This window comes from Bacillus sp. OV322 (genome assembly GCF_900112495.1).
GTDB lineage: Bacteria > Bacillota > Bacilli > Bacillales > DSM-1321 > Peribacillus.
This window is the reverse complement of sequence record NZ_FOMA01000003.1, coordinates 473740-497666: the sequence shown is the minus strand read 5'-3', so window position 1 is coordinate 497666 and position 23927 is coordinate 473740. Positions and strand designations below refer to the sequence as shown.

At 40.7% G+C, this 23927-nt stretch carries 25 protein-coding genes, 1 other RNA gene, 1 pseudogene and 1 riboswitch; of the genes and pseudogenes, 6 read left to right on the top strand and 21 right to left on the bottom strand.

Annotated elements, in window-relative coordinates:
- Positions 1 to 28: 28 nt before the first annotated feature.
- The 3 genes from BM126_RS22335 to BM126_RS10230 all read right to left on the bottom strand — a co-directional run bounded on the left by BM126_RS22335 (position 29) and on the right by BM126_RS10230 (position 1967).
- Positions 29 to 172 (bottom strand): hypothetical protein, encoded by a 144-nt coding sequence (locus tag BM126_RS22335; protein ID WP_177201386.1) that lies wholly within the window; start codon positions 170 to 172, stop codon positions 29 to 31.
- Positions 173 to 342: 170 nt separating this feature from the next.
- Positions 343 to 879, bottom strand: coding sequence for an isoprenylcysteine carboxyl methyltransferase family protein (locus tag BM126_RS10235; protein ID WP_090989385.1), 537 nt, complete (start codon positions 877 to 879; stop codon positions 343 to 345).
- Positions 879 to 1967: a type III polyketide synthase gene (locus tag BM126_RS10230; protein WP_090989384.1), complete on the bottom strand. Its 1089-nt coding sequence runs from the start codon at positions 1965 to 1967 to the stop codon at positions 879 to 881. The genes BM126_RS10235 and BM126_RS10230 overlap by 1 nt, the downstream gene beginning before the upstream one ends.
- 292 nt (positions 1968 to 2259) lie before the next feature.
- Between BM126_RS10230 and BM126_RS22825 the strand changes: the two are divergent.
- A pseudogene (locus BM126_RS22825) lies at positions 2260 to 2855 on the top strand (IS1595 family transposase); the annotation flags it as partial.
- Between the two features lie 102 nt (positions 2856 to 2957).
- Here the strand turns inward: BM126_RS22825 and BM126_RS10220 are convergent.
- A complete protein-coding gene (locus BM126_RS10220; RefSeq protein ID WP_090989382.1) occupies positions 2958 to 3413 on the bottom strand; it encodes a GNAT family N-acetyltransferase in 456 nt (151 codons plus the stop codon).
- A gap of 357 nt (positions 3414 to 3770) precedes the next feature.
- On the opposite strand from BM126_RS10220, the gene BM126_RS10215 reads away from it, so the two are divergent.
- Entirely contained in the window at positions 3771 to 4235 is a 465-nt protein-coding gene (locus BM126_RS10215; protein ID WP_090989432.1) for a chemotaxis protein CheX, read from the top strand.
- A gap of 215 nt (positions 4236 to 4450) precedes the next feature.
- Here BM126_RS10215 and BM126_RS10210 read toward each other — a convergent pair whose 3' ends face one another.
- The 5 genes from BM126_RS10210 to BM126_RS10195 form a co-directional block, all read right to left on the bottom strand.
- Positions 4451 to 5224 carry an SDR family NAD(P)-dependent oxidoreductase gene (locus BM126_RS10210; protein ID WP_090989381.1) on the bottom strand — a complete coding sequence of 258 codons (774 nt, stop codon included), beginning with the start codon at positions 5222 to 5224 and terminating at the stop codon, positions 4451 to 4453.
- Between the two features lie 120 nt (positions 5225 to 5344).
- Entirely contained in the window at positions 5345 to 5497 is a 153-nt protein-coding gene (locus BM126_RS22330) for a hypothetical protein (RefSeq protein WP_177201356.1), read from the bottom strand.
- 146 nt (positions 5498 to 5643) lie between these two features.
- The gene (locus BM126_RS10205; protein WP_256213048.1) at positions 5644 to 6954 is read right to left on the bottom strand and encodes a nucleobase:cation symporter-2 family protein; all 1311 of its coding nucleotides are present in this window, start codon (positions 6952 to 6954) and stop codon (positions 5644 to 5646) included.
- Positions 6951 to 7544: a xanthine phosphoribosyltransferase gene (locus BM126_RS10200; RefSeq protein ID WP_090989380.1), complete on the bottom strand. Its 594-nt coding sequence runs from the start codon at positions 7542 to 7544 to the stop codon at positions 6951 to 6953. Before BM126_RS10200 ends, BM126_RS10205 begins: the two co-directional genes overlap by 4 nt.
- A 134-nt stretch (positions 7545 to 7678) precedes the next feature.
- Positions 7679 to 7780, bottom strand: a riboswitch (purine riboswitch).
- 253 nt (positions 7781 to 8033) lie between these two features.
- Positions 8034 to 8957, bottom strand: coding sequence for an SDR family oxidoreductase (locus BM126_RS10195; protein WP_090989379.1), 924 nt, complete (start codon positions 8955 to 8957; stop codon positions 8034 to 8036).
- A gap of 388 nt (positions 8958 to 9345) precedes the next feature.
- Here BM126_RS10195 and BM126_RS22325 point away from each other — a divergent pair, with 388 nt between their 5' ends.
- Complete coding sequence (locus tag BM126_RS22325; protein WP_177201355.1) at positions 9346 to 9492, top strand: hypothetical protein; 147 nt, start codon at positions 9346 to 9348, stop codon at positions 9490 to 9492.
- A 55-nt stretch (positions 9493 to 9547) separates the two neighbouring features.
- Here the strand turns inward: BM126_RS22325 and BM126_RS10190 are convergent, their stop codons facing one another.
- A complete protein-coding gene (locus BM126_RS10190) occupies positions 9548 to 11068 on the bottom strand; it encodes a carboxypeptidase M32 (RefSeq protein WP_090989378.1) in 1521 nt (506 codons plus the stop codon).
- A 105-nt stretch (positions 11069 to 11173) separates the two neighbouring features.
- Here BM126_RS10190 and BM126_RS22320 point away from each other — a divergent pair, with 105 nt between their 5' ends.
- The 3 genes from BM126_RS22320 (at position 11174) to BM126_RS10180 (ending at position 13569) form a co-directional block, all read left to right on the top strand.
- Positions 11174 to 11326: a hypothetical protein gene (locus BM126_RS22320; protein ID WP_177201384.1), complete on the top strand. Its 153-nt coding sequence runs from the start codon at positions 11174 to 11176 to the stop codon at positions 11324 to 11326.
- Between the two features lie 36 nt (positions 11327 to 11362).
- Entirely contained in the window at positions 11363 to 12517 is a 1155-nt protein-coding gene (gene eis, locus BM126_RS10185) for a GNAT family N-acetyltransferase (protein ID WP_090989377.1), read from the top strand.
- Between the two features lie 266 nt (positions 12518 to 12783).
- Positions 12784 to 13569, top strand: a complete 786-nt coding sequence (locus BM126_RS10180; protein WP_256213047.1) for a nucleotidyltransferase domain-containing protein — start codon at positions 12784 to 12786, stop codon at positions 13567 to 13569.
- Positions 13570 to 13710: 141 nt separating this feature from the next.
- Here the strand turns inward: BM126_RS10180 and BM126_RS10175 are convergent, their stop codons facing one another.
- The 11 genes from BM126_RS10175 to BM126_RS10125 all read right to left on the bottom strand — a co-directional run bounded on the left by BM126_RS10175 (position 13711) and on the right by BM126_RS10125 (position 23921).
- Positions 13711 to 15624: an ATP-dependent DNA helicase gene (locus BM126_RS10175; RefSeq protein ID WP_090989430.1), complete on the bottom strand. Its 1914-nt coding sequence runs from the start codon at positions 15622 to 15624 to the stop codon at positions 13711 to 13713.
- Between the two features lie 293 nt (positions 15625 to 15917).
- A complete protein-coding gene (locus tag BM126_RS22315; RefSeq protein WP_177201383.1) occupies positions 15918 to 16091 on the bottom strand; it encodes a hypothetical protein in 174 nt (57 codons plus the stop codon).
- A gap of 187 nt (positions 16092 to 16278) precedes the next feature.
- Positions 16279 to 16479 (bottom strand): cold-shock protein, encoded by a 201-nt coding sequence (locus BM126_RS10165; RefSeq protein ID WP_071351225.1) that lies wholly within the window; start codon positions 16477 to 16479, stop codon positions 16279 to 16281.
- Between the two features lie 1140 nt (positions 16480 to 17619).
- Positions 17620 to 17961 carry a hypothetical protein gene (locus BM126_RS10160; RefSeq protein ID WP_090989374.1) on the bottom strand — a complete coding sequence of 114 codons (342 nt, stop codon included), beginning with the start codon at positions 17959 to 17961 and terminating at the stop codon, positions 17620 to 17622.
- Positions 17958 to 18263, bottom strand: a complete 306-nt coding sequence (locus tag BM126_RS10155; RefSeq protein ID WP_090989373.1) for a DUF4176 domain-containing protein — start codon at positions 18261 to 18263, stop codon at positions 17958 to 17960. The genes BM126_RS10160 and BM126_RS10155 overlap by 4 nt, the downstream gene beginning before the upstream one ends.
- A gap of 670 nt (positions 18264 to 18933) precedes the next feature.
- Positions 18934 to 20088, bottom strand: a complete 1155-nt coding sequence (locus tag BM126_RS10150) for a THUMP domain-containing class I SAM-dependent RNA methyltransferase (RefSeq protein ID WP_090989372.1) — start codon at positions 20086 to 20088, stop codon at positions 18934 to 18936.
- A gap of 215 nt (positions 20089 to 20303) precedes the next feature.
- An RNA gene (gene rnpB, locus BM126_RS10145) (RNase P RNA component class B) lies at positions 20304 to 20690 on the bottom strand.
- An 80-nt stretch (positions 20691 to 20770) separates the two neighbouring features.
- The gene (gene gpsB, locus BM126_RS10140; protein WP_090989429.1) at positions 20771 to 21085 is read right to left on the bottom strand and encodes a cell division regulator GpsB; all 315 of its coding nucleotides are present in this window, start codon (positions 21083 to 21085) and stop codon (positions 20771 to 20773) included.
- Positions 21086 to 21195: 110 nt separating this feature from the next.
- Positions 21196 to 21744 carry an SLOG family protein gene (locus BM126_RS10135; RefSeq protein ID WP_090989371.1) on the bottom strand — a complete coding sequence of 183 codons (549 nt, stop codon included), beginning with the start codon at positions 21742 to 21744 and terminating at the stop codon, positions 21196 to 21198.
- 49 nt (positions 21745 to 21793) lie between these two features.
- Positions 21794 to 22264, bottom strand: a complete 471-nt coding sequence (locus tag BM126_RS23290) for a CotD family spore coat protein (protein WP_371261435.1) — start codon at positions 22262 to 22264, stop codon at positions 21794 to 21796.
- 382 nt (positions 22265 to 22646) lie between these two features.
- Positions 22647 to 23921: a ribonuclease H-like domain-containing protein gene (locus tag BM126_RS10125; RefSeq protein WP_090989370.1), complete on the bottom strand. Its 1275-nt coding sequence runs from the start codon at positions 23919 to 23921 to the stop codon at positions 22647 to 22649.
- Positions 23922 to 23927 lie beyond the last annotated feature (6 nt).

Genomic DNA, 23927 nt, shown 5'->3' with positions numbered 1-23927 from the left:
GATAACCAAAAAAAACAGCCAGGCGCTATCACCTGGCTGCTGCAGCAGCAAACTGTTCATTTTCATTGCTGTTTTGTTCAATTATATTATTCTGGTGCCGAATATTTTTGAGCACATATTTCATAACCATGCTATATGTAATGACAGTCAATAGAAGGAAAAACCAGATCATTCATAATCACCATCCCTTTTAAGATACACTGTACGTTTAATTGAGAATAATTTTCATCTTCAATTAAAGTGTAACACGGGAGTATATCAATTTCAAGAAGTTTCAGGGTAATTGTTTTCTCTCCGATTTTATCCTTCTTTACCCGCAGGAGGCAGCGCCCTGCATCGGTTTTATCTATTGGGGCTTTTGAATACAGCTTCATATTCTGTTAAAGACTTTAATGCGTTTTCCTCCAGCGGAATCCGCACCCTCATCATAGAATAATTCAGCACAGTAAATAAAATGGCTGTAAAATAGGCATTGAACAAGAGAGAAATCACGATAATTTCCGTCGCTACAATCACATAATTAGGGTGTTTCATCCATTTGTACGGCCCTCTGGCAACTACCCTTGCATTCGGAAGCACAATGATTTTAGTGTTCCAGAATTTCCCGAGGGAAGACAGTGCCCAAATCCTTCCTGCCTGGGCTGCGAAAAATAGGCCGAGCCATAATGGCCACACTTCCGATACCCCTCTACGTAAAAAAACGGTTTCCAATATAAGAGCTGCAAAAAAACCTATGTGCATGGCAACCATCCAGGGATAGTGGGAAGCACCAAATTCAACTCCTCCGCGGCTTTTCATCCATTGCTCATTGCGTTTGGCAATAAATAATTCCGCCAGCCTCTGCACTCCGACAACAATGATAAAAATAAGAAAAACCATCATTGCCACCTCATAAGCAGAAGTTCAGATGAAAAACCAGGGCCAAGTGCTGCTGCCAATCCTTTCTCTCCTTTTGGAATCTGCTTTTCCATAAACTTTTCTAATACGTAAAGAATCGTGGCAGAAGACATATTGCCAAACTTCTTTAAAATATCCATTGAGGTTTCAGTCATTTCTTCTGTAAAATCCAATGACTCTTTATAGGCTGAAATGACTTTTTTACCGCCAGGATGGGCAATAAAATGGCTGATATCCTGCAATTCTGTTTTTGATCCGGATAAAAATTCTTCGACATTAGGCTTTAGCCAATTTTTGATAATCGCAGGAATATCCCTTGAAAAAACAACATGAAGACCCTCATTTTTCATTTCCCAGCCCATCACATCCAATGATTGCGGCATTAAAGTCGATTGTGTGCCAAGGATCTCTGGGACAGCTGGAAGCAGGGAAACCTCTCTCCCGCCTGATTCGTCTCCGCAAACCAGCGCACATGCGGTTCCATCGGCAAATAGAGAGGTGCCGATCAAATTGCTTTTGGAAACGTCATTTTTTTGAAAAGTCAGGGAGCAGAGCTCTACTGTCAGCACCAATGCCTTTGCTTCAGGGAAAGCTTTGCAGTATTCATATGCCCTGGATAGGCCGGATGCTCCTCCAGCACAGCCTAGTCCCCAGATGGGTATTCTTTTTGTGTGAGGAGAAAAAGGAAGCATATTCATGATGATAGCATCTACTGATGGTGTTGAAATGCCAGTGCTGGATATAAAGAAAAAAGCATCAATTTCTTCTATATTAATCCCATCACGTAAAAACAATGGATTGATCAGGCACTTTTGAATAGCCTGTGCTCCGTATTCTGCAGCAAGTTCAATATATTTCTCGTTCTTTTCCTGAAAAGTATGATCACGGTTGAACCAATCCAAATCACATGCAAAATAACGGTTTTCTATTTCTCCATTTTTGAATGCCTTCAGCAATCGCTCAATATCTTTAAATGCTGATCCAAAGATGCTGCGCGAAAAGTCCATGACGGTATCCTGTGCAATGCTGTTTGGAAGATTACTGTGTGCGCTAGAGAGAATATATGGCATATTTCCACACCTTTATGCATTATTTTAAAGCTTCCCTTATAATGGCCGTTTTCGTGCATCTTCAAACATTTCCTTCCAAGGCTGTTTTCGTAGAGTTCGCTGCTATAGAACAAGGCAGCTGATTTCCGCTGCAGGATGCTAGCTCCATTCAACCCAATTAAACATATGGAGCGCCTTATAGAGTTTATTAACAATAATAATCTTTATGAAAGGCTCTTTTCGTAAAGTTTGTTGCTCTAAAGTGGTCAAAATAAAATGGAAGATATAATGCTATTTGGGAGGCGTTTAGAAGGTGTGGAGACACGTTTATCAAGATTTCAGGTGATTTATCAGATAAAGAACAAATACCCCTATTTAAAGCTATAGAGGAGACTCTTATTATAGAAGAACGTGCCGATATCGCAAAAATGCTTAAAGAAATTCGCGAAACTCGTTTTTCTGAAGGTTTAGCTTGTCTTCTTTGAGGGAGAGTCGCTGTTAAGAAGAATGCTAACTACCGTTCCAGCCAACGTTATCTTGTAAAGATTGTGGAAAGTCATTCAATGATATGACTAATACGCCATTTTAAGGATCTCGATACCCTCATAAATGGTTCGAATACTTTGAAATGATGGTGAAAGGTTATACTCTGCCTAAAATTGCTGTTAAGCTTAAAATTCACATCTCCAAAGGTTTCTATTGGTGCCATAAAATTCTATATGCCATTCATTCGATAGGTAATCAAGCCCTGAAAGAAATTATTGAAAGTGACGAAACCTCCATCCTGGAAAGCGATAAGGGAAAGAAAGGGATTATTCACAGAAAATCCCGAAAAAGTGGAGGTGTTGCTACCTACAAGGGAATAACAAACGAGCAAATCGTGTCTTAGTTGCTCTTGATTGTAATGGACATAGACCTCACTGAAGAGATCTCCACTAAGTTACTAGAATAAAAAAGAATTTATCATTCATTTTTAGTGTAAAAAATGAATAAATTTAATGCTGAAAACATTTACCTATGTCCTTCTTTCCTTGCTTGTATATATCCATAATAAACACAAGTACCATTTTGAGTTAGGTCCTTAACTTCAAAACCGCATTTGTCATAGAAACTGAAATTGTTAGCTGATGTATGTGCAAACCAATCACCGTGGGGAAGTTTTTGAACACAGAGTTTCACTAATTTTTTACCAATGCCTTTTCTGCGATATTCTGATTGTACAACTAAATCCATAATATTAGCGGCCATTATTTGATCTGATAGGACTCTAACCATGCCAATCATCTTGTTATTATCCCAAACAGTAAATGCCCACGTTGAGTTTTTAAAAATAAGTGAAAATTTTTCTTTTTGCCAAGGTGGTGTATTCCTTACCCAACCTGCATCTTCAAACAGAGCTTCAACATATTCAGCAGGAACTCCCTCGGTACCTTCTCTTATAACTAAGTCATTGTAATATTGGTACAAATTAACTCCTCCTTTTTAATATTGTATATACGATTTCTGAGGAGTTATTTCCTTTCAACTCTATTTATTTTGTTAAAAAACCTTCCCCGTCTGTTTTTTAGGGGAAATTACACTTGGCTTTCAATAATATTGATATTTTTTACCTTTTATATACTAAGCAACATTCCTTACGAAAATAGCCTTAAGAAAAGAGCCATTCCCAAAAATTCTGAAGTTATGAAAAAACAATACTTTCAGCCCAAAACCCGTGGGCCGTTATCCATATTTATGTTTTTCTTCCAAAATATTTTGGTTTTACAGGACCAAACCCTCTATTTTTTGCTATTATTATTTATATATATAAATGGGGGAATTTCGATGGCAGTTACAGCACATGCAGCAAGTGTATTAAATGGGACAATTTCAGCAGTAAAATCGGTGATTCCTGCAGGGATTTCTTTTGGAGATCCCTTTTTATTGAGACAGCCGCTCGAACAAGCTTCCTTAAGTGTTTTAATAGGAATGACGGGTGATGTACGAGGCAGACTTATTATTGAAGCCAATGAGGAAATCATGAGTAAAATTGCTGAGCTGATGTTCGGCATGCCCCTTCAGGGTGAAATGCTTGAATCCTTTTCCGCAGAGCTGGGCAACATGATTGCTGGCAATTTAGCAACACATACAGCAGCCAGCAGCATGGAAATGGATATTACTCCTCCGACAGTCCTTATCGGGACCACAAAAATGTATGGATTTGAAAAGGCAATTGTTCTCCCTGTCAGTATTGAACAAACAGGCAGCCTTGACATTGTGCTGATTATAGAAACAGAAGAAACAGCCTGAAGCATCCTCGGCAAGCTGGCCTGACACTCCATAATCCGTTCACAAAGTGGTTGATATCCGCTCCAGGAGTCTTGCACCTCATGCACCAATCAACCCGTTTTAATATTGAGATCGCCTTATAGAACTCATTAATCATACAAAAGTTAAGAGCCTATAAAAAAGAAGCTGCAGCAGAACAGCTTCTTTTTTATATGTCTCTATTAAAAGATAATATGTTAAAAACCATGAATGGTCATTCCGCCGTCTACAAATAATGTCTGTCCTGTAATATAGCTTGCTGCATCACTGGAGAAAAACACGGCAGGCCCGATTAATTCCGGAAGCTCTCCAATCCTTTTTAATGGTGTTACAGCAAGAATTTCCTCTACATACTGCTTATCGCTTAACAGCTTTTCAGTAAGCGGTGTTTTAAAATACCATGGTCCTATGCTGTTGACACGGATATGGTCGCTTCCCCATTCCATGGCAAGCACCTTTGTCATTTGAATGAGTGCTGCTTTAGTTGCGGCATAAACCACGCCTGTACGCAATGCCACATGGCCACCTACTGAAGCAATAGAGAGAATGCTTCCTCCGGTTTCCTGCTGTTTCATGATTTTGCCGGCTTCCTGTGACATCATGAACGCAGATTTTAAGTTTGTGTCCATGATCGTCTGCCATTCATCATCTGTTACATCAAATGCTTTAGAACGAATATTCATTCCTGCATTGTTGACAAGTATATCTATCTTCGGTACTGACTCCAATATTTTTTCAAAAGCATGCTGTACCTGTCCGCGGTCTGTGACATCTGTTACAACAGGTATCGCCTTCCTTCCAGCTTGTCTGATTAATTCGGCTGTATCTAACAAGTCTTCTTCCGTTCTTGATAATATTGCTACATCTGCACCTGCCTGGGCAAATCCTGCTGCAAGGGCTTTTCCTATTCCTCTCCCGGCCCCTGTAATAACTGCCGTTTTGCCATCTAAACGAAATGAAGGAACATGCATGTTAAATAACCTCCCTATGGAATAATGTGTATACTCTATTTAACCATTTACTGCCCCATAACGTACACAAAACATTACCCAGAAGACATATTTAACACGAAATCACCTATTTTATCCTATCTATTCTATCTCCTTAGCAGAAGAGGAGCCATTTTGAACTTCTATGATGATTTTCTGAAAATCTGCTTTGCCGCATACATGGCAATACTGTTCATCGTTCAAAAGCGTTTTGCAGTGCCTGCAGTATTTTTTCTCCATACTCTTCACTCTCATTTCTTAGATATTCTTTTATTATATTCAGCACTTTAATAGACGTTGCCACTTTGTGTAAATTTTTCACTAAATTTCCGAAAACTGTGCATAAAAAAATCCCTGCCTAATCTAGTTAGGCGGGAATCTTTTTAAAATAGAGCTTGATATTAAGAAGCCTTGCGCTCTGCAAATTGTATTTGTTTCAATTTTACCCTTGATGGAACGATATTGAATATGATATTCAGCAGGATTGCAGTCAGGCTTCCTGCAACAATTCCGTTGCCAGTGAGGATTTTAAGGCTCTCTGGAAGCTTTGCGAATAAATCAGGTACAGCTGTCACACCCATTCCCATAGCAATGGCACATGCAACAATCAATAGATTTTCCTGTGAAGCAAATTCAATTTTACTTAGCATTTTAATACCTGAAGCCACAACCATTCCGAACATGGCAATCATTGCACCGCCCAGGACTGCTGATGGGATGATGGTTGTCAGAGCTCCGATTTTCGGTACAAAGCCAATAAGTATCAGCATTGTTCCCATTGTATAAATCACATTTTTGCTTCGGACACCGGATAGCTGAAGCAATCCGACATTTTGGGAATATGCCGTATATGGAAATGCGTTGAACAATCCCCCAAGCATGATCGCAAGGCCTTCAGCCCGGTATCCTTTTGCCAGATCTTCTTGTTTGACCTGACTTCCGCATATATCGCCTACTGCATAATATACGCCTGTGGATTCCACTAGGCTAACAAGCGCAACTAAAATCATTGTCAGGATAGCAGTTGCATCAAAAGTGGGCATTCCAAAGTAAAATGGCTTAGGATAGTGCAGGATAGATGCTTGTCCTATAGCTGAGAAGTCCACTTTCCCCATAAAGAAGGCTGCAATAGTACCTGCTGCAAGACCAAGCAAAATGGAAATCGACCGAATGAATCCTGTGAAGAATTTGTAGAGAATAATGATAAAAAGCAATGTGCAAAAAGCCAGGGCAATATTATCAAGTGCACCAAAATCAGGAGCACCCTGTCCGCCTGCCGCATTATTCATCGCAACAGGAATCAAGGTGATGCCGATGATTGTCACGACTGAACCTGTGACGACCGGCGGAAAGAATCTGGCAAGCTTTCCAAAAAACTTGCTTATTATAAAGACAAACGCTCCTGAAACAAGGATGGCTCCATAAACGGAACTAATTCCATATTGTCCTCCTATAGCAATGATCGGCCCCACCGCAGTAAATGTACAGCCGAGAACAACTGGCAGGCCAATTCCAAAGAACCGGTTTTTTATAACTTGAAGAAGTGTAGCTGCCCCGCACATCATAATATCAATTGACACAAGATATGTGAGCTGCTCAGGCGTAAGCTTTAGCGCTGCACCGACTATCAAGGGAACGATGACGGCACCTGCATACATCGCTAAAACGTGCTGAAGCCCAAGGGATGCGATTTTCATTTTTTGATTCATCATGCTTTATGCATCTCCTTTTCTGATTCAAATAAGATTTCCCCAACATTTAATTGTGCAACCCTTGCCAGTGATTCCACCTGATAGCCCCCTTCTCTAAGACGCTTCCCGCCATCTTGAAAGGATTTTTCAATTACGATTCCAATACCGGCAACGATCGCGCCAGCTTTCTCACAAACTTCGATTAAACCAAGCGCAGCCTGTCCGTTTGCCAGGAAGTCATCGATGATGAGCACCTTGTCATTTCTCTTTATATACTTTGAAGATACGGTAATATCATTGGTTTCATTTTTTGTATAAGAATGCACACTGGCTGTAATAAGATCATCTGTCAGTGTAAGGGACTTTCTTTTCCTGGCAAAGATCATAGGGACGCCAAGCTCCAAAGCGGCCATAAGTCCAGGGCCAATTCCAGAAGATTCGATTGTCAGCACCTTTGTGATCTCATGTCCGTGAAACCTGCTGGCAAATTCCTGTCCAATTTCCTTCATCAGCACAGGATCCATTTGATGATTTAAAAAAGAATCGACTTTAAGTATATTTTCTGATAGTGCCTGTCCTTCTTTTTCGATTTTCTGTCTTAGTGCTTCCATGCAAAAGACCTCCCGTGATGAATTCAATTTCTCATATAGCAAAAAAAGCTCAAGAAGCACTTGCACCACTGCGTGAGTGGCGCAATACTTCTTGAGCTCTAAAAACAGCATGCCCCATCAGGGCTGCTTTAGCTGCAGAGATATTACCCACCCATAGTCGGATTATTTACGGCAATCCGGTAGAAACTCGCAGGCCATATCCCTGCTATTATATGAGTGAAACTATTCGAATAGATTAACAATGTAGTTGATTATATCAGCAAATATTCGCTTTGAAAAGAACTTTTGGCGAAAATTCTTTCCATCTGGCTTTTCCGGCACGGAATTCCCTATAAGTTACCCCTTGCCTGATAACAGTCATTGCGCAGAGGATTACTATTGTCTGTCAGCTGGCAAAGGAATGAACATGGATAGCTGACACCCCTCTATTCATTCACAAAAAACTCTGGCTCATCACGTGGCCGGCGGCAAGCTGATTCAAACTGCCCGTTAAGAGGATGTCACTTGCCCTCCATTCACATGGAGAGTCTGGCCTGTAACGAATCTCGAATCATCACTGGCCAGATACACATAGGTAGGCGCAAGTTCAAACGGCTGGCCTTGGCGGTCCATCGGATTTCCCGCAAGCGGGACTTGGTCTGCAGAAAAACTGGAAGGTATCAGCGGCGTCCAAATACGGCCTGGTGCTACCGCATTTACCCTGATGCCCTTTTTGACTAAATTATTGGCCAATGACCGGGTAAAACCGACAATGGCTGCTTTAGTCGCTGTATAATCTATCAATTGTTCATGGCCATAATAAGCGACAACTGAAGCAGTATTTATGATGGAACTACCTGCCTTCATATAAGGCAGGGCTGCCCTTGTTGTATAAAAATGAGAATAAATATTCACTTTGAATGTTTCGTCAAATTGCTCGTCAGTTATATCAGTTAAGCTTGATTGCTGAAACTGGATTCCCGCATGGTTGCATAAGACATCAAGCCTGCCGAATGCTTCCATGGTTTTCTCCGCGATACCGATGCATTGCTCTTTTTCCCTTAAGTCCCCTGGCAGCAGCAAGCACCTCTGTCCCAGCTCTTCGATCCTGTTTTTCGTCCGGTCCGCATCTTCCTGTTCATCCAAATATGAAATGGCTACATCACAGCCCTCCTTTGCAAAAGCAATGGCTGCAGCGGCTCCAATTCCGCTGTCGCCGCCCGTGATCAGGGCAGCCCTTCCCTTCAGTTTGCCGGCTGAAACGTAATTAGGGTTTTCAATAATCGGCCTCGGCACCATAAGACCTTCAGTTCCGGGCTGCCTCATCTGCCTCTGCTCCGGTACTGTAAGCGCAACATCTTCATACCGGGTTATTTTCCCGTAGTTAGGGTACAGGGGATAACCATGATTTCCCTTATCATTTTCTCTAGACATCCTATCCCTCCAGGTTAACGCCCATTTGGGATACCCTATGCAGACTGAGAGTTTTGCGTGACTGAGGCATATATTATATTTTCATTTTTAACTAGAGAGAACATGAGAATTCAGGCGTTTTTTATCCTTTTGCAAGGCATTTTTCATAAACGCTGCTGTTATTGAACAAGGTGGCTGATTTCCTGCCCAGCATGCCTGCTTTCCGAGGGGTGGCAGTGAGCCGCTCATATAAGCAGGAATCCTGCATCTTACGCTCCAATCAACCTGACTTATTAATGGTTCCGGTATACACAACAAAACAGGATCCTATCTCAAGCAGCAGAATAATATGAATGGAAAAATTACTTTCCGGGGAGGAAATTATATGCAGCATTATTTCAGCCGAGAGGTGAAATTATTATTAATCAATCAATCAGCAGAAAAAGATATAGTCTTATATAATGATAATGCCCATTCATGGACAATGCCTAAAATCGGCAAAAGGCCGCCTTTCTTCACTAATCCAAGATATGAGCAATATTACCCTGTCATCTAGCGTTCTAGGGATGCAAAAAAAGTGCAGAACTCAATTCTGCACTTTTTTCTCTCTCTTAATTCAGCTTGTAAACTTGTCCGTACTTTTCTTCTAAATAATCAATCAGATATTGGACATTCAGTCCTTCTCCTGTCACAGAATCCAAAATTTCCAGAGGTTTTTTTGTTTTTCCAAATTGATGCACTTTTTCATTCAGCCATTCTTTTATTGGGGCAATGCTGCCTTGTTCCAATAGCTCATCAAAATTTGGAATGTCCTTAATCATTGCATGTTTGAATTGTGCTGCATACATATACCCCAGTGCATAAGACGGAAAATATCCAAAGCTTCCGTCAGACCAATGAACATCCTGAAGGACACCCATAGCATCATTTTCTGGTGTAATTCCAAGGTATTCTTTATATTTTTCATTCCAGACACCAGGCAGGTCCTTTACTTCCAGGTCTCCATTGAATAAGGACTTTTCAATTTCATATCGGATCATGATGTGCAGAGGATATGTCAGTTCATCTGCCTCGATACGGATGAAAGAAGGCTTTGATTCATTTATCCCGCGATAGAAAACATCAAGATCTATTGCATCGAATTGTTCCCCGGCATACTGTTTAAGCAAGGGGTACTGTTTTTTCCAAAAGTGCAGGTTCCGTCCAATAAAGTTTTCAAAGAAAAGGGACTGTGATTCATGAATTCCCATGGATGTCCCGGAATCAAGCAGTGTCCCGGTTAATTCCTCAGAAATATTCTGTTCGTAAATCGCATGCCCGCACTCGTGGATTGTTCCAAATATGGCACCCCTGAAGTCATTTTCATCATAGCGTGTTGTAACACGGACATCACCTGTATTTATGCCGGTTGCAAAAGGATGTACGGTTTCATCAAGACGGCCGGCTTCAAAGTCATACCCAAGCTGTTTTAGGATATCAAGGCTGAATTTTTGCTGTTTTTCTTTAGGAAAATGCTTATACAGGAATTCAGTTTCCGGCTGATTTTCGCTTTCTGAGATTTTCCTGACCAGCGGAACAATCCGTTCCCGAAGCTCTCCAAATACTTTATCGAGTACTTCTACAGTCATTCCTGGTTCATATATATCTAATAAAGTATTATAAGGATTTCCTTCGTAACCCCAGTATTGAACAAATCTGCGTGTATATTGAACAATTTTTTCAAGATATGGCTGGAACATCGCAAAGTCCGAGGTTTCCCTTGCTTCTTCCCAGACACTGGCTGATTTTGATTGAAGGATGACAAATTCCCTATATTCATCTGATGGAATTTTTTTGTTTTTTTCATAATCTTTTTTGCATTCTTCAACCATTTTATTGACAACATCCGATAGCTGCCCCATCGCCTCTTCAGAAGAAAGGTTTGCGATGAAATGAGCCATCTCCTTGCTTGTAGTCATGCCGAATACTTCAGAAGATAGCATGCCGATAACCTCAGACCGCTGTTCCACCCCTTTTTTCGGTGCTCCTGTACGAAGGTCCCAATAAATAAGGGCAAGTGCTTCATTATAAGCGGAAATTTTCTTTATGTATGCCAAAAACTCTTTTTTCGTATGTTCTATTGCCAGTGACATTGTTATTCCCCCTTTTGCTTTCAACCAGTATTTTAACATATAATAGAACAATAATTGCCATTTATGTTTTTGTTCAGAAAAATCAGATAAGGGAGGGGCCTTTCAATGATTGAGTTTATTGGTTTGTGCACCCGGTGCGGAGAAAAAATATTTTGCAGAAACGGTTTTTTGGATGGCATATTGTTTAATAAGAATCTGATTTGCTTCTCCTGTGCCGAATTGGAGGAAGAGAACGAAGACGAAACAAGCTTATCCTGAACAGGTTGAGCAATTTTAATAATCAAGGGGGAAAAAATGAAAATCCATCGCTTAGAGGAAAATCAATTTATGGAGGCCATACAGCTTTCAGAATATGCCTTTCAATATACTGTAAATAAAGAGCAGATTGCCGGGCAAATTGAAACAATGAAAAAACATCATTTGGTATACGGAATAAATGAAAATGACCGGCTTGCGGCAAAATTTCATTTTTTGCCTCTTGAAGTATATTCAGGTGACAGGAAATTGAAAATGGGCGGCCTGGCAGGTGTGGCCACCTACCCTGAATATAGAAGGCAGGGATATGTCAATGAGCTTCTCCGCTTTATTTTAGTAAAAATGTACAGCGAGGGATATGCCCTTTCCATGCTGCATCCCTTTTCTGTTCCTTTTTACAGAAAATATGGCTGGGAGCTTTTCTCGAACCGGCTTACTATCACTTTATCCAAAGGTGACCTTGTGCGGAAGAAGCAAGCGGCAGGGAAAATTAAACGATATACAAAAGACAGCCACCCTCAAGAAATAGAGCACATTTACAATCAGTATGCAAAGCAGCACCCAGGCATGCTGGTACGCTCTACCTCCTGGTGGCTTCAGTCTGTATATGATACAAAGCATGCCGCCGTCTTTTATGATACCCGCAATAATCCTCTGGGGTATCTATTGTACCGAATTGGTGAACATAAAATGACTGTATCTGAATTTGTCCCCTTAACCCCAGAAGCACGGATTGGATTATGGAATTATATCTGCCAGCATGATTCAATGGTTGATTCAGTCTCCATTACAGCTCATGAAAGGGAACCTCTTTTTCATATACTTCCCGAACCGAGGGTTCCTGCAAAACTGACTCCTTATTTCATGGCAAGAATCATTCATGCAGAAGCATTTTTGAAGCAATATCCTTTTAATTGGAGCAGCGGACCCAAAGAAATCGCCCTTCATTTAAAGGATACGATTCTTGATGGCAATCAAAAATCTTTTGTAATAAAAAAAGACAATATAGAAACCCAAAGCGGGGATATGGAGGGAATATCCCTCTCTATCAATGAGCTTACGGCCATTTTGCTGGGCTATAAAACTCCTGTTGAGCTTTTTGATGCTGGCCTTGTTTCAGGATCTCAGCAGACCGTACAGGATTTTCAGGATCTACTTCCAGACTATACGCCTTTTTTCTATGACTTTTTTTAAAAGCTTTTGCTTTTATAGTTTTCGGCATGATGGCATTGTGAGCAGTTTTTCCGAAACTCTGCAGAAAAAGCTAACTAGCCATTAAAGTGTGTTAAAAAAACCAGGCATCCCATTTGGTCTCTGGAAGGACGAAATACATAAAAGCCGCAGTTATTCCATATTTAGAATAACTGCGGCTTTTGTTCATGTTCACAATTCTCCATCAGCTTCAAATGGGTACCGAAGTTCCTTAGGAATAAAAAGGGGTAATATAGGTGATTTATAATTTGAAAACGAATTCATCCGATACAAAAGAATTTATTTTTAACCTGCAAAAAAAGATTTCAGAGATAATAAATGATGATTTGATTGGTATCTATATCCACGGTTCTTTAGCAATGGGAGGATTTAATCCGAACAGTAGCGATATTGATGTATTGGCCATTACAAACAAGTCGATGAAAGTTGAAACTAAAAGGAAGTTAGCAAAGCTCTTATTAACGCATTCTAGTTCCCCATTTCCTGTTGAAATTAGTTTCCTGAATACTGAACAATTAAAAGTCTGGCAGCATCCTTGCCCATTTGATTTTCATTATAGTGAATTTTGGAGAGAACGATATGCAAATGATTTATTAAGTGGAACAGAAAAATTTTTGAATGGTGATGTTAATACCGATGCAGATTTAGCTGCTCATATTACCATTACTAATAAAAGAGGGGTGTGTGTATATGGTAAATCTATTGAGGAAGCTTTTCCGTTAGTTCCATCCTCTGATTATCTATCATCAATAACGGGGGATTTCACGAATTGTTTAAAAAATATCGAAGAAGACCCAATTTACTGTACGCTAAATTTGATTAGAGTTTATTGGTACCTAAAAGAAGGAGTTATTTCTTCAAAGCTAGAAGCTGGTAACTGGGGGGTATCTACATTTCCCAAAGAAATGCAAAATACTGTTGCAAAAGTGCTTGAATGTTATTCAAATTATAAAGATACTTATGGTTTTGAGAAAGATGAACTGGTAATGTTAAAAAACTACATTTCAAACGATGCAAAGAAGTTATTGAACTAGCAAGGGAACTCCTTAATACTGGAGTCCCCTCTTTTTTTAAAAAAACAACATTATTGTTTAACATAGATTTTTTTGAAAAATTGGAAATAATCTATTAATGCCACTGTAAAAAATCTAAAAAAACACCGGAAAATCCCGGTGTTAAATTGAAATCGGCAAAACAGCTTTGACTTGGTTAAGTACACTTTCCGGCATGCTGTTTTCAGTTAAAATATGGACGGTTCCTGAATCTTCCGAAGTCCTGATTAATCTTCCTATCCCCTGTCTTAGGCGCAGCAGCATGTAAGGCATGTCCACTTCTTCAAAAGGATTTCCGGCAGCTTTTCGTTTTGCCTGGAAAACAGGATCATGCGGAGGGAACGGAAGGGAAAATATCACAACATTCTTCAGTGAATCTCCAGGAATATCAAGACCTTCCCAAAGGTGGTAAGAAAACAGTACTGATGCTTCGTTTTCCTGGAACCTTTTCACAAGCTCGCTGATTTCCGAGTCACCCTCGAAATAAAAAGGATAGGCGCCTTCTTCACTGTGATCTTTAAACCATTGGAGATCTTCCTTTGATTTGAATAGCACAAGCGTCCTTCCCCCTGCTGCCTCAATACTGTCAAGGGTATATTCCATTTTAGCAATATTGTCCCCGGCATCCGCAGAAGAAATGGAAATTTTCATGACGTCATCGTAATCAAAAGGAGATTCAACAGAAAAACTTGAATATTGTTTTATACCAAGACTGTCGGCAATATAATCAAATGATTTATTATCCGAAAGTGTTGCTGATGAAAAGATATACGGCATGCTTTTTGAGAAAACTTCCTCTGCAAGGATTTCCTGTACAAGCCTAGGCATAATAACAAGCGTTTTTGTGCTGTCATGATCTTCAAACCATGTTACGGCCTGTCTGTTATTCAAGAAAAGAGAAAGTGAATAGCCAAGCTGCTCCAGGTACTCTTCTGTCACTTTTAAATCATATTCATTAATTGTATATAATTCAGCTTCAAAGACCAGGCTTTCTTCCAGTTCTTCCACCTTTTTGTGCAGCCTTCCTGCAAATTCCATGATCGCTTGTGATTCAGGAAGCTCATAACGGTTGGAGCCAGGTACATGAATGGCTGCCGACTCAAGCAGGATAAAGAATTCTTCATTAAGGTCAATCAGGTCTTCTATTACATACAACGTCTCTTCACGTACTTCATTAGCTATCAGCGATTGAAGAACTGTGGATAGTGTAGATTCCCCTATTTTATAGGTCAAGGCTTTTTGTGCTGAGAATTCCAGCAAATGGCCTTCATCAAAAACCACACAGCTGTGTTCCGGAAGAAGCGGCAGCTGTCCTTCACGCTTGCGTTTTTCCTTAGTCCAGACATGCTCCATAAAGAAGTCATGGGAACAAATGATCAAATCAGCGGATTTGCGGTAATGATCTCTCGACAATGTCTGTCCGCACCGATGGCGTTTATCGCAGGTAAAGCAATTCTGAAGCTGGTCCCAGCCGACTTTTGCCCAATCTTCATCACTCATGTAAGGATACTGCTTACGGTCGCCATAAGGAGTATAAGAAGCCATTGAAGAACCATTCAGAACGAATTTGGGCAGTTCATCATATAATTGGTCAATTGCTTCGGAGTCTTCATGTGTGACAGCGTGATCAAGCTTTTTAAGACATAGATATTGATCATGGTATTTGGCAAGCCGTACATCCACCTCAAGATTCAATGCTTCCTTCAGCTTTTGGATGTCTCCTTCTTCTTTGACCAATTGCTCAATCAGCGTTTCATCTGCACAGGAAATAATGGCAGGCTTATTGGTATAGCGCGCATAACAAATCGCATAAAGCAAATAGGCAAGTGTTTTTCCTGTGCCTACTCCTGCTTCTGAGAATATGACACCTTTTTCTTTAAAAGCCTTTTCAAGCTGAAATGCCATAAAAACCTGTTCATCACGTAGTTCAAACCCTTTTTCAGGGAGAATATCGTAAAATACGTCTCCGATCCACTCTGAAAGCTTGTCATAAAATGAATCTTCTTTTGTTACCTGAAAAGGCAGTGTTTGCAGCATTGCGTTCTCCCCTTCTATTTCAATCGGAAAATTGTCCAATAATGTACGGATAAATATAAACAAAAGTAAATTATCCTTTATTTTTGTGTCTCCGTCAACTATTTAGAAACATCCCCTGCAGGAATGCGGGCACCATCATTGATTTTTGGCACCGCTATTTCTGCCCAAAAGAAAAAAGCCTACCAGCATGCAGAAGCAATATGCCCGCGCAGCCAATAGCCCATATTTTGAGGCTCTATCCTTCAGCTTGTTTGATTTCCGCAGCAGGACCGAGCTTAAACAAAACTTTTAAGCTAATCTTCTATTTTCCCATCATTTTGAAGATGAAAAGTTAAAGCCTGAAACATATTTTTTTCAGCTTCCATTAGCTTTGTCAAACCCAAAGAGTTTTTTTGATCTACCTTGATGTTTTCATACGAAGATGACAAAGCCTTAGAAATCATTTCAAAACTATTGATATTATCCATATTATACATGGTCATGGTCCGCCCACTCTCCCTTAAAAACCAGTCATACATATATGATATGCATAAATGCGCCATTTTATACGGCAGTAATCTGAGGGAGAATAAATGCATACATTGACCTCACCCTGGTTTTAAGGGCAGCCAAAAAAACAGACCCTGGAAAGGGCCTGTTTTGGGATACTATTAATTAAGCTTTACGTACGTTAGATGCTTGAGGTCCGCGTTGGCCTTGCTCAACATCAAATGTAACGTCTTGACCTTCGTCAAGAGATTTGAAGCCTTCGCCTTGAATAGCTGAGAAATGTACGAATACATCGTCTCCGCCTTCGCGTTCGATGAAACCAAAACCTTTTTCTGCGTTAAACCATTTTACTTTACCTTGTTCCATTGTTGTTGCCTCCTAGTGTGATAGCCACACATTGTATTACTATCCTTGCTCTTAATGATATTAAGGTAAGAAAGTTATAACAACTTGTTTTCCTAATACCGAACAAAAATAATTCTTTTTAAGAATAACAGAAAAGGAAAAGATAAGCAAGTGCGCGGCCTTTCACCAAGGCGGAAAATCACAGAGAAAAAAGGAACGCGAACATGATTTTCAGGTGATAGTAACTTTCAGCTTTTTTTAAGGAAGGACCATTGTCCTCCCGATAAGAGAGAATATCTTTTTTTTGATTCTTCATAAAGGATATTCTGGTTCTTTTCTCCTGTTTTCCCTTTAATTCGCAAAAATTATACTCAAGAAGAACGCTTTCCCCAAGACTGATAATAATCTGTCCGGAAAAGCTTGCATTTTTTTGCCTCTACACTGCCGGTCCGCCCTCCCCTACATACTGATAATATCCGGTATCAGTTTAAGTGCAGGATAATTATGTATTCATGGAATATTCTTGTCTTCTTAATTAGTGTTCATGATTAAGTTTTAGAAGTGCTGTTTAAGTTTACTCATTTGCTCACTCCTGCATCTTGAATTCGCAATCGCCTTCCGAAACCTTCATAACTTCCGAAAAGGTTCCGAAAGGGTTCCGACAGCCTTCCGAAACTTAATGAAGTATAAAGCGCAATCCCCCAGAGGACTGCGCTTTATAGTTTATGGCTGTGATTTCCTAGGCTTATAATCAAACTTGTAATTACAGATGATATTTCCATATCCTTATAATACTCTTCGATGATTTCTTTTCACTTTTTTCCAGTGCTTTTTTCTCGAGCTCAAGAGCTTTATAGAAGGTTTCAGAAACGCTGAATCGACGGCCTTTTTATAAGCAGGCATGGTTTTGTTTACAAACTTATTATAGAGGGTTTTATCATCTGTGCAGTTTTTACCGGATACTGATCCGAGGGATTGAAACGCCTCTACTTCATAATCGGACGCCTTCTTTGTATCTTTATTGACGAATTCAAGGAAGATTTCCTGTTTTTTCTTTTAGTCAGTTCTTTTTTATTTTCAGAAGCCGGCCCTGCACTGCTGCATCCTGCAAGCAGCAGGCCGACGATAAATTTTTCGCTGAGTAGTTTTTTCCGGCTCCTGCTAACGGTTCATCAAATCGGGGGCACCTTTGATGAAAGCGTCCCTTCTCGGTAAATATCTGTTCTTGTAGACCGTCTTTGCGAGAAGCATCATGGGGATGGAAATTATCCAGATGCCAAATCCGTACCAATTCCCCATAACGAGGGATATGACCGGATAAATGATGGCAGCTGCCAGGAAAATAGAAAATAAGATTATAAATGCCAAGTTAAATGTGATCAGCTGTCCAATTCGCTGCTTTTCTTCATCGGTCCCGCCCTGTCTCTTCCGGCCGGCCAGAAGCCTCATTTCTGATGCAGCTGTAGTATATGGTTCTATAAACCATTGAACAAATGCATTCATCTTGATTTGTTAAAAAGGGCATTAAGCTGCTGTCTCAGTGCCTTTTCGCCTTCCGTCTCAAGACCCTTGAAGACAGCTCTGCCAATCTGGCTATGATTCAAGAATACATTGGTTTCTTCGCCTATATGTCCCTGAGGGTACGGGCATGCCACATAATCCCAGACTGTCTTCTTGTCTGCCTTCTGCTGCTTCCTTCCGTAAATCATCAATGCCTGGGGGACAATCTCTGTCTCGACGACACTTCCTATCGGAAGAAGTTCTTCCCCAATTTCAATTTCTAATGAATTAAAATCCTTTGCCATGATCCAAGTGCTCCTCTCATGCTTAAATTAATTCCTTATTTTCTGCCGTTCAAAACCGATACCGCCCTTGACACCACAAGCAAGGCCCTTAAGTCCGCCTGCACTTCCTGCAGATTCTCAGACAGTTTCCTTCATGTTCAGATTGATCCATGGTAAGCCGAAAATACCGGATACTACATCCTCTGCCAGCGCCGCCTTGGCTACACCCCCTGGGACGGAGCCGCCGCCTGCACTGGAAGCAGCCAGTCAGCAATTTCCCGTTAGCTTATGTATGTACTGGAACAGCTAACACAGCCCGGGCCTTTTATTCAAACAACTATATCGAACCATCACCTCATTCATTTTTACTATATCTTTCCATGGTATATTCACCTTTAGCATACCTAAGACCTACCCATCGATGTAACTACCCAAACCCCTTTTCTTTTTATCACTGGGATTTCCCCTCCATTTATATGCACATCCCGGACGGCCCAGTGCAGACAGTTATTTAAAAACATCCTTAAGTTACTTGAATAAATATCTTAAGTGTATTCTGATAGATTCCTGAATTTTTTTTCTTTCACATAGTGCTTTATAGCAATTTAAGCAACAAAAAACCACATCCCTATTAAAGAGTGTGGTCAACAAAATATTGCCAATAGCCGGCTGCAGAATGCTTTTTGTTTCCTTAAGCCTTATCAATACCGGATTTTCTAGAAGGGCGCTTTCCCCAATACTGATAATAGTCTGTCCGGATGAATCCATTGAAAAGCTTGCGTTTTTTTGTTGCCTGCTTACCATAAAACTTTTCAAAATCAGGATGCGAAGTAATCATATAAATGGACCAAGTATCAAGCTTAGAAAGAGCCTGTCCCATTTCTTTGTACATTTGTTCAACAGCCCTTTGTTCCCCGATCCTTTCGCCGTAAGGAGGATTTCCGACAATTACACCAAATTCCTTTTTAGTTGTAAGGTCTCTTACCTGCATTTGTTTGAAAGAAATCAAATCGGCAAATCCTGCTTCAAAGCTGTTTACCTTGGCTATTTCCACCATTTTATGGTCAATGTCGTATCCCGAAATATCAAGGTGCTGATCATACTTTGCAAGATCTTCCGCTTCCTGCCTTGCTTCTTCCCATACCTCAGCCCCAAAAATCGGCCACTCTTCAGATACAAACTCCCTGTTGAAGCCAGGTGCGATATTTTGCCCGATCATGGCCGCTTCTATAGGGATCGTTCCCGAACCGCAGAATGGATCTATGAAAGGCTTATCTGGGTTCCAGTTGGTCAGCATGATTAATGCAGCAGCAAGGGTTTCTTTAAGAGGGGCTTCCCCCTGTCCTGATCTGTAGCCGCGTTTATGCAATCCAGCACCGCTTGTGTCGAGTGTGATGACCGCAATATCTTTATGTATGCTAACTTCAATCTTATATAATGGGCCATTTTCTTCAAACCATGAAACATGATTATATTGCTTCTTCATTCTTTCGACAATGGCCTTTTTCACGATTGCCTGGCAATCCGGGACACTGTACAGCGCCGATTTTACGGATTTTCCGCTGACTGGGAATTCGGCATCAGCAGTCAGAAAGTCTTCCCATCTTAAAGCCTTTGTTTTCTCAAATAATTCATCAAAAGATGTGGCTTTAAACTCTCCAACCTTAATTTTAACGCGGTCTGCACTTCGCAGCCACATGTTTGAGCGTGCAATCGTCTTAGCATCACCCTTGTACATGATTTTCCCGTTTTCCACCTGGCAATCATAGCCAAGATCCCGGACTTCTTTTGCCACAACTGATTCCAGGCCCATTGCTGAAGTCGCGATAATATCGTATTGTTTCATTTCAGCACCTTCTCTCTTTAATAAATATTCCTATCCATTTTCCAGCCTATATTGTCATATATCATAGTATATCCTTTTTGGAGTCTTAACCATGCTGTTTCAAGCCAGCAATTATGTATCGAACATCTTTTATATATCCTCATGCAGCAGACAGCAAAACAAAAACCCTCCTTGCACCAAGGAGAGTTAATATTCATTGTTTTGATATGAAAACGTTCTGTAAGCCATGTTTTGTTCCTCAGTACTGCAAGCGACCTTCGTCTCGTACTTCGGCGGTAATCATCTATCTACAGAAGCATGCGCTTCTGTCCTTCTCCTCGTTCATTTCCAAGAAAGAAAGCGCCCCTACCATAATTTGGGTTTCTCGCTCGTGGGGTTTACCTCGTTCCACCCTTTCCATTTCTGGAAAGGCTACGTCACTGTGGCACTTTTATAGGTATTCATGCCATATTCCAAGGAACTTAGGCATTTTCCCGGCCGTCAGCAGTTGCCTGCTGCCCTGGCTTATTTTTTCACCAGGCACGAACACTACAGGCATCTCAGCCTGTGCGAGCATGGACTTTCCTCTACAGCATTACATGCTGCAGCAATTACCCGAACGTTTAACATAACAGAAATCATTATAGCAATTAAAAATGCGAACATCAATGGTAAATAAAAAATAATTCCTCAAAAAAAAGAATTATTCGTAAAGCTTGCTTCCAAATACATGTTTTTCCAGATTGGATAACCGTTTTAGGATATCGAAATTGGTTGTCCCTGGAGCAGCACCTGCAGATGCCTGTGCCGGCTGCCGCCTTGTAACATCATCGGCCTGTTTTTTCAGTTTGGCATTTTCCTGTTTTAAATCTTCAATTTCCTGATAGAACATTTCATAATCTTTTATGATCATGTCCAGGAATTGATCCACATCTTCAGGCTTATAACCTCTCATTGCTGTTTTAAAATCTTTCTCCAATATATCCTTTGCAGTCAGCTTTATCTTATCAGACAGCATTAGAATCACCTCAATACTTTCGCCATACATCGACTTTTTATTATTTTTTCAAATCTCTTATGATTTGTCAACGATACTTCTCTAATTCTTCCCAAAATGTTCGCAGAAAATCACTCATTCCAGTTTAATTCCTCTGCCGCCTGCTGCAGATCGTCAAACGTGAGCTGGATAATTTCATAGCCGCTGGCATCCTGATGCTTTCTCGCTTCCTGAAAGGCGTACTTAGGGGAACCGTCTCTTTCTTCATCATAAATAATCAGCATGCCCTCACTTTTTCTTACCATAAACAGATTTTTCGCCTTGAGCTGCTGCGGACCTTCATATTCTGTCCTGTATATGCTGTCAACAAAATCAGCTTTCGATAATATTTGTCCGTAATATTCCTGGTTCTTTTCATTCCACTTATCTTCTTGCTTTAAAAAAGGTGTAATAACACCCAGTTTTAGATTTTCATACTCCTTCTGCAGTTCAAAGACAACTTCTGCTGCCCACAGCTCGGTTCCGAGTGTTCCGGAAATAATCACCCATTCCAGGCCTTCATCTGCGAGGGGTAGCAATCGATTCATAATTGCTTTCTTTATATATTTTACACCTTCATGATCATTTTTAAAAATTCCATATTCAAACGGCTTATAGCCTGTTATGTATAATACATTCACCGGAATCCCCCCTATCAAAAGAAACAAGGGCATTTAAGCCCTTGCAGCATTAGCAGCCAAATGGACGTGGCGGCGGGCACGGATTGCCGCAGATCATTTGCTGGTTATAGCATTCGTTTACTACTGAAGCCGTATGCGGGAAATAGTGCTGATGCTGGAAAACATGCTTGTTAACCGTTGTAGTGTGGCTTGGATGAATGTGCGGCACAATTGTTTTATAAACATTTGTGTTAACAAAGTTCTGTGTTGGTGAGACAATTGGCGGCTGTACATTAGATGGTCCAATATTAGCCGGGCTCACCGCTTGAGGTCCCATTGGGCCTGGGCCATATCCAGCCGGGCTTACTGCCTGCGGTCCCATTGGGCCAGCTCCCATACCTCCTGGGCTCATCGGGCCGGGCATCATTGGGCCTGGGCCATATTCGGCCGGGCTTACTGCTTGAGGTCCCATTGGGCCTGGACCGTACGGTGCACCCTTGAACGGTTTGTTAGCGCCGCTATTTCGATTGAAAAAACTCATATATCTTTTCCCCTTTCGTCTTAATTCGTTTACAATAACAGACTATGAGAAAAGGGGTACATCTGAACTGGTCAAAAACCTAATAATTTATAAAAAGGAATAAAAGCTGTCTTTCATCGATGAAAAGACGATTGCTGTCAGACAGATTACAACAAAAAATAAAACCAAAATAGCTTTGTACATGTTTTTCCGTCCTTATATTTTAGTATTTTATATACCATACAATTTTCCATTTTACACATATTATTAAGCGCCTTCAACAAAAATATCAGGCGAAATATCAGGAAAATTTTTCATAAGCGGGGAACATAAAAAAGAGCGGATCAGCTTTTGGGCAGCATCCGCTTTTTAAATAAAAAAGATGGAGATTATGACATGCAGTTCAGGAAGATAGCTGACGTTTTTTATTCAGCCTGTCCAGCCTTTTTTCAATTTTGGCACGGTGGACAGCTTCCATTTTGATATCAGCTGCTTCCTTCAAAGCTTTCAGCGCCAATTCAGCAAAGCCTATTGCTTCGGCAGGATTTTTGAACTGATGTTCCAGAAGCTTCGAGCATTCAATGGCAGCTTCTATTTTTTGCCGCGTTTTTCCCTTTAGGGCAACCTCAGACCACTTTTTAAAAGCCGAGTCATAGCTTTTCTTTCTTTTTTCCTGATAGGCAATCGCATGCTGGGCTGTAATCCGTTCCTCATTGCTTCCTTTTTCAATCACCTGCTGATACGTTTGGAGAGCGTCTTTCTTTTCACCAAGATGATCGAGCCAGCGTGCAATTTCAAGTGATTCCTCGCCATACCCGTCCAATTGCAGGATCTGGCGGGACAATTGAATATAAAGCGTAATAAGAGAAAGCACGTCCAGTTCATTATGCTTCATAATCCCGAATAAGATATCAGGGTCTTTTCTTTCAACAAAATCAAAATAAATCATGGGAGCCAGGTATCCTGGTATGTCGTTTTCCCGCTCAAATCCAAGGATTTCTGTTTCTACTGCAGATAGCTTGACTCTTTCCAGTTTATTTTTCCAAAGCCTTCTGGAAGCATGGTACAAATCGAAATGTCCAAATTCGGGAAGCTTTGGAACGTGCTCCCTGATCAGCGTGTGCCTGGTTTTCAACTGCGGCCAGTCAAAAGCTTTGCCATTATACGTAACAAGGGTTTCATAATTGATATTTTCAAGGAAGCTGTTATACAGCGGTATTTCGCTTCCGGGCTCAGGCAGTATATGCTGGCGCACGATTACTTCGTTGTCCCTGATATAGGCATATCCCAGAAGGAAAATGGTATTGCCGGCACCTCCCCCAAGGCCTGTTGTTTCTGTATCAAAGAAAAACAAATCCTCCATACTTAAACCCTTTGTTGAAAGCGGATGTTCCAAAACACTGGAATTCCATTCTTTTATTACGCTTTCCAGTTCGATGAAGGTCCAGTTGCCATGTTTATGGGTTAGCGGATACCTGACTTCACGGATAAAGCAGTAATTTCCGTCCAATGTATAAAGCTCTGTGCTGTTATTCTTCCATTTTTCCAAAAATGGAATATCTGCATTTTCCGGGAGCAATTGCGTCTGAATCCTTTTTTCGCTATGCACTTCCTGATTTTGATTTTGTTCCAGGTTCAAATGGCTCTTCATCATATTCAATTTATTTTTAAGGTTCATGCTTAT

Excerpts from the sequence above, each read along its gene's own strand:
- BM126_RS22335 (WP_177201386.1), bottom strand. The coding sequence starts at position 172 with ATGATCTGGTTTTTCCTTCTATTGACTGTCATTACATATAGCATGGTT.
- BM126_RS10235 (WP_090989385.1), bottom strand. The coding sequence starts at position 879 with ATGGTTTTTCTTATTTTTATCATTGTTGTCGGAGTGCAGAGGCTGGCG.
- BM126_RS10230 (WP_090989384.1), bottom strand. The coding sequence starts at position 1,967 with ATGCCATATATTCTCTCTAGCGCACACAGTAATCTTCCAAACAGCATT.
- BM126_RS10215 (WP_090989432.1), top strand. The coding sequence starts at position 3,771 with ATGGCAGTTACAGCACATGCAGCAAGTGTATTAAATGGGACAATTTCA.
- BM126_RS10210 (WP_090989381.1), bottom strand. The coding sequence starts at position 5,224 with ATGCATGTTCCTTCATTTCGTTTAGATGGCAAAACGGCAGTTATTACA.
- BM126_RS22330 (WP_177201356.1), bottom strand. The coding sequence starts at position 5,497 with ATGAGAGTGAAGAGTATGGAGAAAAAATACTGCAGGCACTGCAAAACG.
- BM126_RS10205 (WP_256213048.1), bottom strand. The coding sequence starts at position 6,954 with ATGATGAATCAAAAAATGAAAATCGCATCCCTTGGGCTTCAGCACGTT.
- BM126_RS10200 (WP_090989380.1), bottom strand. The coding sequence starts at position 7,544 with ATGGAAGCACTAAGACAGAAAATCGAAAAAGAAGGACAGGCACTATCA.
- BM126_RS10195 (WP_090989379.1), bottom strand. The coding sequence starts at position 8,957 with ATGTCTAGAGAAAATGATAAGGGAAATCATGGTTATCCCCTGTACCCT.
- BM126_RS10190 (WP_090989378.1), bottom strand. The coding sequence starts at position 11,068 with ATGTCACTGGCAATAGAACATACGAAAAAAGAGTTTTTGGCATACATA.
- BM126_RS22320 (WP_177201384.1), top strand. The coding sequence starts at position 11,174 with ATGATTGAGTTTATTGGTTTGTGCACCCGGTGCGGAGAAAAAATATTT.
- eis (WP_090989377.1), top strand. The coding sequence starts at position 11,363 with ATGAAAATCCATCGCTTAGAGGAAAATCAATTTATGGAGGCCATACAG.
- BM126_RS10175 (WP_090989430.1), bottom strand. The coding sequence starts at position 15,624 with ATGCTGCAAACACTGCCTTTTCAGGTAACAAAAGAAGATTCATTTTAT.
- BM126_RS22315 (WP_177201383.1), bottom strand. The coding sequence starts at position 16,091 with ATGGATAATATCAATAGTTTTGAAATGATTTCTAAGGCTTTGTCATCT.
- BM126_RS10165 (WP_071351225.1), bottom strand. The coding sequence starts at position 16,479 with ATGGAACAAGGTAAAGTAAAATGGTTTAACGCAGAAAAAGGTTTTGGT.
- BM126_RS10160 (WP_090989374.1), bottom strand. The coding sequence starts at position 17,961 with ATGAATGCATTTGTTCAATGGTTTATAGAACCATATACTACAGCTGCA.
- BM126_RS10155 (WP_090989373.1), bottom strand. The coding sequence starts at position 18,263 with ATGGCAAAGGATTTTAATTCATTAGAAATTGAAATTGGGGAAGAACTT.
- BM126_RS10150 (WP_090989372.1), bottom strand. The coding sequence starts at position 20,088 with ATGAAACAATACGATATTATCGCGACTTCAGCAATGGGCCTGGAATCA.
- gpsB (WP_090989429.1), bottom strand. The coding sequence starts at position 21,085 with ATGCTGTCTGATAAGATAAAGCTGACTGCAAAGGATATATTGGAGAAA.
- BM126_RS23290 (WP_371261435.1), bottom strand. The coding sequence starts at position 22,264 with ATGAGTTTTTTCAATCGAAATAGCGGCGCTAACAAACCGTTCAAGGGT.
- BM126_RS10125 (WP_090989370.1), bottom strand. The coding sequence starts at position 23,921 with ATGAACCTTAAAAATAAATTGAATATGATGAAGAGCCATTTGAACCTG.